This is a genomic window from Rhodococcus sp. ARC_M12 (assembly GCF_022810385.1).
GTDB lineage: Bacteria > Actinomycetota > Actinomycetes > Mycobacteriales > Mycobacteriaceae > Rhodococcoides > Rhodococcoides navarretei.
In genome coordinates this window covers 372,721-386,253 of sequence record NZ_JALGQI010000001.1, presented here as the reverse complement: position 1 = coordinate 386,253, position 13,533 = coordinate 372,721, and the positions used below count along the sequence as shown (strand labels likewise).

The 13,533-nt window shown below is 64.4% G+C and carries 16 protein-coding genes; 14 read left to right on the top strand and 2 right to left on the bottom strand.

All coding sequences use genetic code 11. From position 1 onward, the window contains the following. Nucleotides 1-2 precede the first annotated feature (2 nt). The gene (locus MTX35_RS01775; protein WP_243593301.1) at nt 3-434 is read left to right on the top strand and encodes a hypothetical protein; all 432 of its coding nucleotides are present in this window, start codon (nt 3-5) and stop codon (nt 432-434) included. A gap of 9 nt (nt 435-443) precedes the next feature. Here the strand turns inward: MTX35_RS01775 and MTX35_RS01770 are convergent, their stop codons facing one another. After that, a complete protein-coding gene (locus MTX35_RS01770) occupies nt 444-719 on the bottom strand; it encodes a hypothetical protein (protein WP_057477670.1) in 276 nt (91 codons plus the stop codon). Nucleotides 720-747: 28 nt separating this feature from the next. On the opposite strand from MTX35_RS01770, the gene MTX35_RS01765 reads away from it, so the two are divergent. Continuing rightward, entirely contained in the window at nt 748-1,464 is a 717-nt protein-coding gene (locus MTX35_RS01765) for a hypothetical protein (protein ID WP_243593300.1), read from the top strand. A gap of 79 nt (nt 1,465-1,543) precedes the next feature. Then, nucleotides 1,544-1,993 (top strand): hypothetical protein, encoded by a 450-nt coding sequence (locus MTX35_RS01760; RefSeq protein ID WP_243593299.1) that lies wholly within the window; start codon nt 1,544-1,546, stop codon nt 1,991-1,993. A gap of 1 nt (nt 1,994) precedes the next feature. On the opposite strand, the gene MTX35_RS01755 is transcribed toward MTX35_RS01760, so the two are convergent. Then, entirely contained in the window at nt 1,995-2,708 is a 714-nt protein-coding gene (locus MTX35_RS01755) for an aquaporin (RefSeq protein ID WP_243593298.1), read from the bottom strand. Nucleotides 2,709-2,999: 291 nt separating this feature from the next. On the opposite strand from MTX35_RS01755, the gene MTX35_RS01750 reads away from it, so the two are divergent. The 11 genes from MTX35_RS01750 to nuoK all read left to right on the top strand — a co-directional run bounded on the left by MTX35_RS01750 (nt 3,000) and on the right by nuoK (nt 13,530). Continuing rightward, on the top strand, nt 3,000-3,359 hold the full coding sequence (locus MTX35_RS01750) for an NADH-quinone oxidoreductase subunit A (RefSeq protein ID WP_243593297.1): 360 nt from the start codon (nt 3,000-3,002) through the stop codon (nt 3,357-3,359). 72 nt (nt 3,360-3,431) lie between these two features. After that, nucleotides 3,432-3,986, top strand: a complete 555-nt coding sequence (locus MTX35_RS01745; protein ID WP_243593296.1) for an NADH-quinone oxidoreductase subunit B family protein — start codon at nt 3,432-3,434, stop codon at nt 3,984-3,986. Continuing rightward, nucleotides 3,983-4,645 carry an NADH-quinone oxidoreductase subunit C gene (locus tag MTX35_RS01740; protein ID WP_243593295.1) on the top strand — a complete coding sequence of 221 codons (663 nt, stop codon included), beginning with the start codon at nt 3,983-3,985 and terminating at the stop codon, nt 4,643-4,645. Before MTX35_RS01745 ends, MTX35_RS01740 begins: the two co-directional genes overlap by 4 nt. Beyond that, entirely contained in the window at nt 4,645-5,943 is a 1,299-nt protein-coding gene (nuoD, locus tag MTX35_RS01735) for an NADH dehydrogenase (quinone) subunit D (RefSeq protein WP_243593294.1), read from the top strand. Before MTX35_RS01740 ends, nuoD begins: the two co-directional genes overlap by 1 nt. Next, entirely contained in the window at nt 5,940-6,833 is an 894-nt protein-coding gene (gene nuoE, locus MTX35_RS01730) for an NADH-quinone oxidoreductase subunit NuoE (protein WP_243593293.1), read from the top strand. The genes nuoD and nuoE overlap by 4 nt, the downstream gene beginning before the upstream one ends. A gap of 1 nt (nt 6,834) precedes the next feature. Next, complete coding sequence (nuoF, locus tag MTX35_RS01725; protein ID WP_243593292.1) at nt 6,835-8,136, top strand: NADH-quinone oxidoreductase subunit NuoF; 1,302 nt, start codon at nt 6,835-6,837, stop codon at nt 8,134-8,136. Continuing rightward, nucleotides 8,133-10,568 (top strand): NADH-quinone oxidoreductase subunit G, encoded by a 2,436-nt coding sequence (locus tag MTX35_RS01720; RefSeq protein ID WP_308198093.1) that lies wholly within the window; start codon nt 8,133-8,135, stop codon nt 10,566-10,568. Before nuoF ends, MTX35_RS01720 begins: the two co-directional genes overlap by 4 nt. Next, nucleotides 10,565-11,875 carry an NADH-quinone oxidoreductase subunit NuoH gene (gene nuoH, locus MTX35_RS01715; protein ID WP_243593291.1) on the top strand — a complete coding sequence of 437 codons (1,311 nt, stop codon included), beginning with the start codon at nt 10,565-10,567 and terminating at the stop codon, nt 11,873-11,875. Before MTX35_RS01720 ends, nuoH begins: the two co-directional genes overlap by 4 nt. Further along, the gene (gene nuoI / locus MTX35_RS01710; RefSeq protein ID WP_243593290.1) at nt 11,868-12,461 is read left to right on the top strand and encodes an NADH-quinone oxidoreductase subunit NuoI; all 594 of its coding nucleotides are present in this window, start codon (nt 11,868-11,870) and stop codon (nt 12,459-12,461) included. The genes nuoH and nuoI overlap by 8 nt, the downstream gene beginning before the upstream one ends. After that, on the top strand, nt 12,458-13,234 hold the full coding sequence (locus MTX35_RS01705; protein ID WP_243593289.1) for an NADH-quinone oxidoreductase subunit J: 777 nt from the start codon (nt 12,458-12,460) through the stop codon (nt 13,232-13,234). Before nuoI ends, MTX35_RS01705 begins: the two co-directional genes overlap by 4 nt. Continuing rightward, a complete protein-coding gene (gene nuoK, locus MTX35_RS01700) occupies nt 13,231-13,530 on the top strand; it encodes an NADH-quinone oxidoreductase subunit NuoK (protein WP_008717020.1) in 300 nt (99 codons plus the stop codon). Before MTX35_RS01705 ends, nuoK begins: the two co-directional genes overlap by 4 nt. Nucleotides 13,531-13,533: the final 3 nt, after the last annotated feature.

Genomic DNA, 13,533 nt, shown 5'->3' with positions numbered 1-13,533 from the left:
ACATGCAGTTGGAGCTGGACACCAAGGTGATCGTCCTCGTGGCCGGTTTCCTGCTGCTGTGGGCATTGGGGTTGGGCGTGGTCAAGTACCGCCAGATGTCGACGTCACCGGATGGCACTGCGCATCGTTATGTCGACATCGCCCATCGGGCAGCATTGATGTACTCGTTCGCCGCCCTGGTGCTTGCTGTGTTGGCGCAGTTCAGCGCGTGGGCGGTCGCGGTGGATCTGATCGCCGCAGCGGTGGTGCTGGTGTTCTTCGTCGCTGCCGTCGTGAGCTACACCGTGCACGGGTTTCGCCCGGACACCGAGAACCAGTTCGTGGATCCCGTCCCTGGGACGCATCTGTTCATGGTGTCGTTGATCGTCGGCGAGATCGGCGGTACAGCGGTGCTCGTGGCCGGTTTCGCGGTCGCGCAGTTCGGTCCGAGCTGAGACCCGGGGTTACCGAGGATCCAGGTACAGCTCGGCGGTCTCGGTGGCGACCGCGGACACTGCAGCAGCAAGACCGGGCTCGAGGTCCAGTGCGGCTGTGAGTCGTTCTCCGCGCAGTCCCTGCGTTCGGAGTAGCTCCCAGGCCTGTTCGACCAGGCGCACCGAGGTGGGATGGTCCAACTCGGGGCGGTTCGAGCGCAGTGCAGTCGCAGCCCAATCCGCATCGAACGTCCCGTTGGGTGGCCCGAACACACGCTCACCGGACGAATAGCTCTTCGGCTCCATACCCGACGACGCTAGCAGGATCGGAGGGTTGCGTGATCGTGACCGAATCGCGTCGGGACTGCACTACCGAACCGATCGGTTCGTTCAGTACGGTATGGCGATGTACGACGGCCACCGCAGGGCTTCACTCGCGCTCTCGGCCGTCGGATCACTGCTGATCGGCGTCCTCGCAGGCTGTTCCGGTGACGACGGCAGCGATTCGGTCGAGGAGGTCTCGGCCGACACGAACTACACCACGATCACGGGATCGTTGGTCGTCGGTGATCCCAGGTCCGGCCCAGTGCCACCCACCGAAGCTCTGCCGCCCGCGGTCGCAGAGCTACCTCCGAGCCTCGAGGGCGCGCGATTCCCTGGGGCGTCGCCGGTCGGTGTCACCGACGTGGTGTTGGGGGCGTCGTCGACGGTCGAATTCCGGTTGGCGGGCAACGGGCCGGTGTCCTACACCGTGCGGTACGTCGACGAGGCCGTCCGCTACGCCACGAGTGAACCGATGGCTGTGCCGGGAAGATCCGTTCTCCAGGTGGATCTGTCGGGTACGTCGACCGACTCCGGCGACACCCTCTCTCTGTACGCCGGGCCCGAACGGATCCGAGGCGATGCGGATTCCGGGGTCGTCTCGGTCGACTTTCTGGCCGATCCCGGCGGAATCTCGCAGGCCTTCATCGGAGTTGCAGCCGATCGACCCGACTTCACGGTGGTCACCACCGAGGAACCCGCCGCCGTGATCGTCACCGTCGAGTCCTGACCGGCGCTGGAACGTCGAATGCACTTCGGCCGTGGCTGTTTCGATCCGTTTCCCGGGGAACGCGCGGTAGCATCGCGGTGTGTCCGACGCCACAGCTGGAGAGAGTCCATCCGGTCGTGTGCGCGTGCTCGTGTACAGCAGCAATGCCGCGACCCGTGCCCAGGTGCGCTCTGCGGTGGGAACTCGGCCGGATCCCGCGCTCGGTGACATCGAGTACGTGGACATCGCTACGGCGGCCGTGGTCATCGAGCACATGGATGCAGGCGGTGTCTCGTTGGCGATTCTCGACGGCGAGTCCTCACCTGTCGGCGGTCTGGGTCTGGCGAAACAGTTGAAGGACGAGATCCTCGACTGTCCACCGGTGTTGGTGCTCATCGGACGTCCTGACGATGCATGGTTGGCCGAGTGGTCGCGCGCCGAGGCTGCGGTTCCGCACCCGCTGGATCCGATCCGGCTCGGGCGCGCGGTGGTCGATCTGCTGAGGCAGCACTCGGGACGCGTCGGTACCGGGGTCTTGCGATCGCGGTAGATCAGACCGTTTTTTCCGATGCGGGCACCGTCAGCACGAACCGGTGGATCGAGCCGGCGATAACAGCTCCGAGCACGGGGAACACCACGAACACCCACAGTTGTGAGAGGGCAGGGCCGCCGGCGACGAGGGCGGGGCCGAAGGACCGAGCAGGGTTGACCGAGGTCGAGTCGATTCCGATGCCCAGCAGGTGAACCACGGTCAGGGTCAGGCCGATCGGGATGCCGGCCGCCACGACGGGGTGAACGGTGGGGGCCGTGGTGGCCAGCACGACGAGGACGAGCAGGCCGGTCGCGATCGTCTCGAACACCGCCACCGATACCAACCCGTACCCTCCGGGCGAGGAGCCGCCGAATCCGTTGGTGCCCAAACCGTCCGACGCCATGTCGTATCCGGGACGGCCGGACGCAACCGCCAGTACGATCAGCGCGCCGATCAGTGCACCGACGGCCTGGGCGGCGATGTAGAACGCAGCCTTGATCGGGGTGATGGCGCGAGCTATCAGGGCTCCGATCGTCACGGCCGGGTTGATGTGGCATCCCGAGATCGGGCCGATCGCGTAGACGAGGGCAAGCAGTGTGAGCCCGAACGCCAGGGCGATACCCGGGGTTCCGACGGTGTCGCCCGCGATGACGGCGGTGCCGACGCCGAAGATCACGAGCAGGGCAGTTCCCAGTCCCTCGGCGGCGAGCGCCGAGACGGAAATAGACTTCATCAGTTCTCCTGGTTCATGGCGGCGGCCTCGTTTCGGCCGGCCTGGATCGTCGGGAAGTTTGTCGTTGTCCTGGTAGCGGATCGCATGGGGGCAATGAGTGATCTGAGTCACACTGCTGTCATAAGGGCGAGATCGAGTGCCCCATGCGCGTCAACGGATTACGAAACTGGACTCCTCGAAATCCCGCGAGATCGACACCGAACCCATACTGTGTGGTTCAGGTCACATTGGTACGGCCGTCGCATTTACTACGCGTCGGCGCGGTAGTCGATCGAGGGAGCAGATGCCGGGATGAACGCCTACGTTCCGATCCTCGTTCTCGGTGCCATTGCGGTCCTGTTCGCAGTGTTCTCGGTGATGGTCGGAACCATGGTGGGGCCGGCGCGGTACAACCGAGCGAAGTTCGACGCATACGAGTGCGGCATCGAGCCCACGATGCATGCGCCTACGGGCCAACGATTTCCGGTGAAGTTCTATCTGACCGCCATGCTGTTCATCATTTTCGACATCGAGATCGTCTTCCTCTATCCGTGGGCCGTCCACCTCGACGTACTGGGCGCATTCGGGCTGATGGCCATGGCCCTGTTCGTCGTCAACGTGTCGGTGGCCTACATCTACGAGTGGCGGCGAGGCGGGCTCGGATGGGATTGATGCCCGAACACTGATCGACGACGGCACGATGCACTGTTCTCACCTCGAGCGGATACGAAAAGAGTGTGATCGATGGGACTCGAAGAGAAGCTACCCGGCGGATTTCTGCTGACCACCGTCGAGGGGTTGGCCGGCTACGCACGCAAGGGTTCGTTGTGGCCCGCGACCTTCGGTCTCGCGTGCTGCGCGATCGAGATGATGGCCACCACGTCCGGTCGGTTCGATCTCGCGCGATTCGGCATGGAAGCGTTCCGTGCGTCTCCCCGCCAGGCGGACCTGATGATCGTGGCAGGCCGTGTCAGCCAGAAGATGGGGCCCGTACTGCGGCAGGTGTACGACCAGATGGCCGAGCCGAAATGGGTCTTGGCCATGGGAGTCTGCGCGTCCTCGGGCGGAATGTTCAACAACTACGCGGTGGTTCAGGGTGTCGATCACATCGTTCCCGTCGACATCTACCTCCCCGGTTGCCCACCTCGACCCGAGATGCTGCTCAACGCAATCCTGGAGCTGCACAAAAAGATTCAGGAGATGCCACTGGGTGTCAATCGCGAGCAGGTACGCGCGGCTGCCGAGGCTGCAGCGCTGACGTCCACCCCGACCATCGATTTGAAGGGGCTGCTGCGATGACGGCGCGCGGATCCCGCGGGATGTTCGGTGTCCGGGGGAGTGGCGACACCTCCGGCTACGGCAGGTTGCAGCCGCCGGTGGCGTCAGCGGACACGGCTGTCCGGCCCTATGGCAGCTACTTCGACGCACTGGTCGATCGATTGGCCACTGTTCTCCAGGCCGGTGACGCGGCCGTGCCGTTCGAGGACGCCGTCGAGCGTGCGGTGATCTTTCGCGATGAACTGACACTGCATCTCTCTCGGGAGCATGTGCCCGCTGTGGCCCGTGCTCTGCGTGACGACGAGGAACTGAGATTCGAATTGTGCACGGGGGCATCGGGTGTGCACTACCCGGATCAGATCGGCCGGGAATTGCGCGCGGTCTACCATCTGGTGTCCATCACCCACGGACGCCGTCTGCGACTGGAAGTGGCTGTGCCCGATGCAGATCCGCACACACCTTCGCTCTGCGCGGTGTATCCGACCAACGACTGGCACGAGCGCGAGGTCTACGACTTCTTCGGCATCGTCTTCGACGGTCATCCCGCACTGACGCGAATCGAGATGCCCGACGACTGGGTCGGCCACCCGCAACGCAAGGACTATCCCCTGGGCGGAATTCCCATCGAGTACAAGGGTGCCCGGGTTGCACCTCCCAACGAGCGCAGGTCGTACAACTGATGAGCGCAACGGACGAAACCATCTATGCAGTGTCGGGCCAGGACTGGGACGACGTGGTCGAACTGGCGCGCGGGTCCACCACCGAACGCATCGTGGTCAACATGGGTCCACAACACCCGTCCACCCACGGTGTGCTGCGGTTGATTCTCGAGATCGAAGGCGAGACCGTCACCGAGGCCCGGTGCGGAATCGGCTACCTGCACACCGGTATCGAGAAGAATCTCGAGTATCGCAACTGGACTCAGGGCGTCACGTTCGTCACTCGTATGGACTATCTGTCACCCTTCTTCAACGAGACCGCGTACTGCCTCGGGGTGGAGAAGCTGCTCGACATCACCGACGACATTCCCGAGCGGGCGACGGTTGTCCGGGTGATGCTGATGGAGCTCAATCGGATCTCGTCGCACCTCGTGGCATTGGCCACGGGTGGAATGGAATTGGGTGCCGTGACAGCGATGCTGTTCGGCTTCCGAGAACGCGAACTGATTCTCGACGTCTTCGAGGCCATCACCGGACTTCGCATGAACCACGCCTACATCCGTCCCGGCGGCTTGTCTCAGGATCTGCCTGCCGACGCGATCGACAAGGTCCGCGAGCTCTTGCGGGTTCTTCCCGGACGTCTACGCGATCTCGAACTCATGCTCAACGACAACCCGATCTGGAAGGCCAGAACCGAGAACGTCGGCTACCTGGACCTCACGGGGTGCATGGCCCTGGGTGTCACCGGTCCGGTGCTTCGATCGACCGGACTTCCCTACGATCTGCGCCGGTCCGACCCCTACTGCGGGTACGAGAACTACGAGTTCGATGTTGTCACCGACACCGGATGCGATTGCTACGGGCGGTATCTGATTCGCGTCGAAGAGATGAAGGAATCGCTCAAGATCGTCGAGCAGACTCTCGATCGCCTGCGGCCCGGACCGGTGGTCATCGACGACAAGAAGATCGCCTGGCCGGCCGAACTGGTTTCCGGACCCGATGGTCTCGGCAATTCTCAGGACCACGTGCGCACCATCATGAACACCTCGATGGAGTCGTTGATCCACCACTTCAAATTGGTGACCGAGGGAATGCGAGTGCCGGCAGGACAAGTGCTGTCCACGGTGGAGTCGCCGCGAGGTGAACTGGGTGTGCACATCGTCAGCGACGGCGGAACTCGGCCGTACCGAGTGCATTTCAGAGACCCCTCGTTCACCAATCTGCAGGCGGTTGCCGCGATGTGCGAGGGCGGCATGATCTCCGACGTCATCGCTGCCATCGCCAGTATCGATCCCGTGATGGGCGGGGTGGACCGATGACCGCACCACGCTCGGAGCCGGTGCTCGTCCAACTCGGAGCCCGCCCGGAAGAAGCCGTACAACTTGTCGGCCCCGACGCACGCGCGTCTTATCCCGCCGACGTCCGTGCCCGCCTGCGCGAAGACGCCGACATCATCCTCGCTCGTTATCCTCAGGCGCGATCGGCGTTGCTACCGCTGCTGCACCTGGTGCAATCCGAGGACGGCTATCTGACGCCGGCCGGAATCGAATTCTGCTCCGGCGTCCTCGATCTCACCGGAGCAGAGGTGACCGCGGTCGCGACGTTCTACTCGATGTACCGCCGCGAGCCCACCGGAAACTATCGCGTCGGAGTGTGCACCAACACCCTGTGCGCGGTCATGGGCGGCGACGCCATCATGGACGCCCTGCGGGACCACCTCGAGATCGACCACGGCGGAACCACCGCCGACGGTGCCATCACCCTCGAACACATCGAGTGCAACGCCGCGTGCGACTTCGCGCCGGTGATGATGGTCAACTGGGAATTCTTCGACAACAGAACTCCGGCGTCGGCGCGGGACCTGGTCGACGCGCTTCGATCCGGTGCGCAGGTGACCCCGACCCGCGGCGCTCCGCTGTGCACGTTCCGCGAGACCGAGCGAATTCTGGCCGGGTTCGCCGACGACCGCCCCGGGGCACTCGAATCCTCCGGCAGCGCAGGCGAAGCCACTCTCGCCGGCCTGCGGTACGCCCGAGAGCACTCGATGTCTGCTCCCGAGGCCGTCACCGGCTACCCGGACGATCATCCCGATCTGGGTGCCGAGGCCGTGGCGGAGACGGTGCGCGAGAAACCGGCTCCGGCACCCTCGGCGACCGTTCCACCGCAGCCGAACACCACCGAAACAGATCCACCGACGAAGGGGAACTGACATGGCCCTGACGCCGGTGCTGAGCGAGTTCTGGGGCGAGAAGGACTCGTGGACTCTCGACACCTACCGCAGCCACGACGGATATCGAGGGCTCGAGAAGGCCCTTGCCATGGACCCCGACGATCTCATCGCATTCGTCAAGGATTCCGGCCTGCGCGGCCGCGGTGGTGCAGGATTCCCGACCGGAACGAAGTGGAGTTTCATTCCTCAGGGTGACGGAAAAGCTCACTACCTGGTGGTCAACGCCGACGAGTCGGAGCCGGGTACGTGCAAGGACATGCCACTGATGATGGCGAGCCCGCACACGTTGATCGAAGGAATCATCATCGCGGCCTACGCAATACGTGCATCGCACGCATTCGTCTACGTTCGCGGCGAAGTGGTACCGGTGCTGCGCAGACTGCAGGCCGCGGTCGCCGACGCCTACGCCGCGGGCTACCTGGGCAAGGACGTTCTCGGCTCGGGGTTCGACCTCGAGTTGGTGATCCATGCGGGGGCCGGGGCATACATCTGCGGCGAGGAGACGGCGCTACTCGATTCGCTGGAAGGGCGACGAGGTCAACCCCGACTGCGTCCACCTTTCCCCGCGGTGGCAGGTCTGTACGCACGCCCGACGGTGGTCAACAACGTGGAATCGATCGCCAGCGTCCCGGTGATCCTGCGCAAGGGAATCGAATGGTTCCGATCGATGGGAAGCGAGAAGTCTCCCGGCTTCACCCTGTACTCGATCTCCGGCCACGTGTGTCGCCCCGGTCAGTACGAGGCCCCGCTGGGCATCACCCTGCGGGAACTGCTGGACTATGCGGGTGGCGTTCGGCCGGGTCACGAGCTGAAGTTCTGGACACCGGGAGGATCGTCGACGCCGATGTTCACCGGCGAGCACCTGGACGTGCCGCTCGACTACGAGGGCGTCGGTGCCGCCGGGTCGATGTTGGGAACCAAGGCCTTGCAGATCTTCGACGACACGACGTGCGTGGTGCGCGCGGTGTTGCGATGGACGGAGTTCTACGCACACGAATCCTGCGGCAAATGCACGCCGTGCCGAGAAGGAACCTACTGGCTGGTGCAGATACTGCGGCGCCTCGACGGCGGAACCGGCACCGAAGCGGACCTCACGACGCTGCTCGACATTGCAGACGGCATTGCCGGAAAGTCGTTCTGCGCGTTGGGAGACGGAGCCGCAAGCCCGATCGTGTCCTCGCTGAAGTACTTCCGCGACGAATACATCCGACACGTCACCGAACAGGGTTGCCCGTTCGATCCACACCGATCGACCCTGATGGCAGAGGAGCTGACGTCGTGACGGCACAGTCTGAACAGTCGGTCACACCAGTGGAGATGGTGACTCTGACCATCGACGAACACGAGATCAGTGTTCCGAAGGGTACGTTGGTGATTCGCGCAGCCGAGCTGATGGGCGTACAGATCCCGCGCTTCTGCGATCACCCGCTGCTCGACCCGGTGGGGGCGTGCCGGCAATGTCTCGTCGATGTGGAGGGCCAACGCAAGCCGTTGGCATCCTGCACGACGACGGTGACCGAGGGCATGATCGTGCGCACTCAGGTGACATCGGAGTCGGCGGAGAAGGCGCAGCGCGGAGTCATGGAATTGCTGCTGATCAATCATCCGCTCGATTGCCCGGTGTGCGACAAAGGCGGTGAGTGTCCGCTCCAGAACCAGGCGATGGCTGCGGGCCGCACCGAGTCCAGGTTCACCGAGGCCAAACGCACCTACCCCAAGCCGATTCCGCTCTCGGCCGAGATTCTGCTCGACCGGGAACGATGCGTGCTGTGCGCTCGATGCACTCGCTTCGCGGCTCAAGTGGCCGGAGATCCCTCGATCGATCTGCTCGAACGCGGTGCCGTTCAACAGGTGGGCATCTTCGGCAACGAGCCGTTCGACTCGTACTTCTCGGGCAACACCGTGCAGATCTGCCCGGTCGGTGCCCTGACCAACACCGAATATCGGTTCCGGGCGCGGCCGTACGACCTCACCTCGTCGCCGAGCGTGTGCGAACACTGCGCCGGTGGCTGCGCCCAACGCACGGACCATCGACGCGGCAAGGTCCTGCGTCGACTGGCGGGGGACGACCCTCAGGTCAACGAAGAGTGGAACTGCGACAAGGGACGGTGGGCGTTCAAATATGCCACCGAACCCGATCTCATCACCGCCCCGATGATCCGAGACGACTCGGGTGAACTGATCGAAACGTCGTGGTCGGCTGCGGTAGCCGCTGCGGCGAAGGGCCTGGCCGCAGCGGTCGGTCGAGCTGCGGTACTGCTCGGCGGAAGATCGACTCTCGAGGACTCCTACGCATACTCCAAATTTGCCCGAACCGTGTTGCACAGCAACGATATCGACTTCCGCAATCGCAGTCACAGCACAGAGGAAGCGAACTTCCTGGCCGGACGGATCGCCGCGACCGGGCTCGGGGTCACCTACACCGACCTCGAGAACGCCCCGGTGGTGCTCCTTGTCGGCTTCGAGCCCGAGGAAGAATCACCACTGGTGTTCCTGCGGCTGCGCAAGGCGCGCCGCGCAGGCACAGTCGTGGTGGCGTCGATCGCGCCGTTCTCCAGTAGAGGCCTACGGAAGCTCGACGGCATCCTGCTGCAGGCGTATCCCGGTGACGAACCGGGGTGGCTCGATGCGTTGCACGTCGGCGATCGTGACACCGAATCGATTGCGCACCTCCTCCGAGAGCCCGGTGCGATCGTTCTCGTGGGCGAGCGGCTCGGCTCCGTTCCTGGGGGTCTGTCGGCTGCCTCGAAACTGGCGGACGACACGGGGGCGAGCCTGGCCTGGATTCCGCGACGCGCCGGCGAACGCGGTGCCCTGGATGCAGGGGCGCTGCCGAACGTCCTGCCCGGCGGGCGTCCGGTGACCGACGCGGCTGCGCGCGCCGAGGTGGCGGCGGTGTGGGGAGTGCCCGAGCTGCCTGCGGGGGTGGGCCGTGACACCGCAGCGATCCTGGCCGACGCGGGACCGGATCGGGCCATGGTCACTGCCGGAATCGATGTCGACGATCTGCCGGACCCCCGCGGTGCGCTCGATGCACTGGACCGATCTGCATTCGTGGTGAGCCTCGAGCTTCGCCGCAGCGCTGTGACCGACCGGGCCGACGTCGTGTTCCCGGTGGCACCGGTCGTCGACAAACCGGGAACTTTCGTCGACTGGGAAGGACGACCTCGCACGTTCGACACCGCACTCGGTGCCGGTGCGGTGATGCCGGATCAACGCATACTCGACGCCATCGCCGCACAGATGGGTGTCGAACTGGCCGTGCCCGACGCGGCTGCGGCACGCCCCGAGTTGGCTCGCCTCGGTGTGTGGAACGGCCCGCGCACCGCGGTGGCCCGGGTTGCGCCCCGCGCGGACCTTCAGACCGTCGGGCCAGGGGAGGCGATTCTGGCCACGTGGCGGATGCTCATCGATGCGGGACGGATGCAGGACGGTGAGGACAACCTTGCCGCAACCGGTCGAATGCCCACGGTTCGATTGTCGGCGGCAACGGCCTCGTCCATCGGTGCCGACACCGGAGACCTGGTGAGCGTTGTGACGGACCGCGGCTCGATCACATTGCCGCTGACGATCGCCGATCTGCCCGACGCCGTGGTGTGGGTACCGATGAACTCGCCCGGGTCGGCGGTGTATCGCTCGCTCGGGGTGCAGTCGGGCGCGGTGGTGAGCATTCGTCGCGGTTCTGCGGAACGACCCGAAAGTGGGCAGTCATGATCGTGGCCGCGCCGACCGATCTGTCGATGTTCGGCAACGACCCGTGGTGGTTGGTTGTCGGGAAGGCCTTGGCGGTCTTCGTGTTTCTGGTGCTGACGCCGCTGGTTGCGATCTATGCCGAACGCAAGATCATGGCGTGGATGCAGATGCGCGTGGGTCCGAACCGAGTGGGTCCGTGGGGGTTGTTGCAGTCCTTGATGGACGGTATCAAGCTGGCGCTGAAGGAGGGGATCACTCCGACCGGCGTCGACAAGCCGATTTACATTCTGGCTCCGATCATTTCGGTGGTTCCCGCGTTCATGGCCTTCGCCGTGATTCCGTTCGGGCCCGAGGTATCGGTGTTCGGTACGACGACGCCGCTGCAGATGACCGACCTGCCGGTGGGAGTTCTGTACATTCTCGCGGTCACCTCGGTGGGTGTGTACGGGATCGTGTTGGCGGGGTGGGCGTCAGGCTCGACGTATCCGTTGTTGGGCGCACTGCGGTCGACGGCGCAGGTGATCTCCTACGAGGTCGCAATGGGCTTGTCGTTCGCTGCGGTGTTCCTGTACGCGGGCACCATGTCGACGTCCGGAATCGTTGCAGCGCAGCAGAACACGTGGTACATCTTCCTGCTGTTGCCGTCGTTCCTGGTGTACGTCACGGCCATGGTCGGTGAAACCAACCGCGCGCCGTTCGATCTGCCCGAGGCGGAGGGCGAGTTGGTGGGCGGATTTCACACCGAGTACTCGTCGCTGCGTTTCGCGATGTTCATGCTCGCCGAATACATCAACATGGTCACCGTGTCGGCCCTCGCGACCACGCTGTTCCTCGGCGGCTGGCAGGCTCCGATTCCGTTGAGTCTGTGGAGCGGTGCCAATTCCGGGTGGTGGCCGGTGCTGTGGTTCACCCTCAAGGTCTGGGTGTTCCTGTTCGTCTTCATCTGGCTGCGTTCGACATTGCCGAGGCTGCGCTACGACCAGTTCATGAACTTCGGCTGGAAAATTCTCATTCCCGTTGCCCTGATCTGGGTCATGGTGATCGCGACGGTGCGCGTGCTGGGGGCCGATCGGTACGACGTACCTCTGGTCACCTTCGTCGTGTCGATGACATTTGCGGTGGCGGTGCTGAGTTCCCTGCTGCTGATGGTGCGCCGTCGTGCACGGGAGCGGAACGTGCCGCCTCCTGCACCCGTCGCCGAGTTCGATGCTCTGGCAGGTGGCTTCCCGGTACCCCCCATTCCCGGCCTGGGCTCGACTGTTCCGAGCCGACACGCCGGCGTGCGCTCTCGCGCCGCCGGATCACCGAAGGAGAACGCAGATGCCTGAATTCCTCGGTCCCATCGCCGGTTTCGGTGTCACGTTCGCGACGATGTTCAAGAAGGCCGAGACGGAGCTGTATCCGGAGGAGAAAAAGCCGACCGAGGTTCGCTATCACGGTAGGCATCAGCTCAATCGGTACGCCGACGGCCTCGAGAAGTGCATCGGTTGCGAGCTCTGTGCATGGGCCTGCCCGGCCGACGCCATCTACGTCGAAGGGGCCGACAACACCGAGGCCGAAAGATTCTCTCCGGGCGAGAGATACGGCGCGGTGTACCAGATCAACTACCTCCGGTGCATCGGATGCGGCTTGTGTGTGGAGGCCTGTCCTACACGCGCTCTGACGATGACCAACGAGTACGAGTTGGCCGGTGACAACCGAGCCGATCTGATCTACGAGAAGGACGCGCTGCTGGCACCGCTGGAGCCGGACATGACGGCAGCGCCGCACGCGATGGCACCGGGCCTTTCGGCCGAGGACTACTACCGGGGCACCGTCACCGGCCACGAGGCCACGGCCGAGTCCGCTGCCGACCACGAAGCCGAACCCGCCGCCGAACCCGCCGCCGAACCTGAGGCTGGCTCGGCGCGATGAGCACCCGGGACGCCACTGTGCTGCTCGCCCTCGACGCCACGTCCACCGGTGAAGCCGTGCAGTTCTGGACCCTCGGTGTCGTCGCCGTCATCGGCGCGCTGGGCGTGGTGATGAGCACGAAGGCCGTCTACTCGGCGTTGTTCCTCGCCGCCACGATGGTGGTGCTGGCGACGTTCTACATGGCGCAGGGTGCGTTGTTCCTCGGTGTCGTGCAGATCGTCGTCTACACCGGCGCGGTCATGATGCTCTTCCTGTTCGTCCTGATGCTCGTGGGAGTCGACACCTCGGAATCGCTGACGGAGACCCTGCGCGGGCACCGCATCGCGGCCGTAGTCATCGGAATCGGTTTCGGGCTGTTGATCATCGGCGTACTGCTCCGCGATTCGGTCCAGAGCGGGCGGCTCGACTTCGCCGGGCTCGACGCCGCCAACTCCACCGGCAACGTCGAGGGCTTGGCCGAGCTGATCTTCGTCCAGTACGTGTGGGCATTCGAGTTGACCGGGGCGCTCCTCATCACTGCGACCATCGGAGCGATGATTCTGGCGCACCGGGAAGCTCTGGGGCCGGTCAAAGGTCAACGCGAAATGTCGCAGGACCGATTCCGGGACGGCTCGAGAGTGACACCGCTGCCGAGCCCGGGCGTCTACGCCAGACACAACGGCGTCGATCGCCGCGCCCTGTTGCCGGACGGAACCGAATCCGAGTCCTCCGTCAACGCCATGTTCGCCGATCCTCGGAGCCAGTACAAGGTGGACGGGGGTGACCAGCGATGAATCCGGAGAACTACCTGTACCTCTCCGTACTGCTGTTCACGATCGGAGCGGCGGGTGTCATCGTCAGACGCAACGCCATCATCGTGTTCATGTGCATCGAATTGATGCTCAACGCAGTCAATCTCGCGTTCGTCACCTTCTCCCGCATGCACGGCAATCTCGACGGACAGTTGTTCGCGTTCTTCACCATGGTGGTCGCCGCCGCCGAGGTGGTGGTGGGCCTGGCCATCATCATGGCCATCTTCCGATCCCGTCGGTCGATTTCGATGGACGAGAACTCCCTGATGAAGAATTGACGG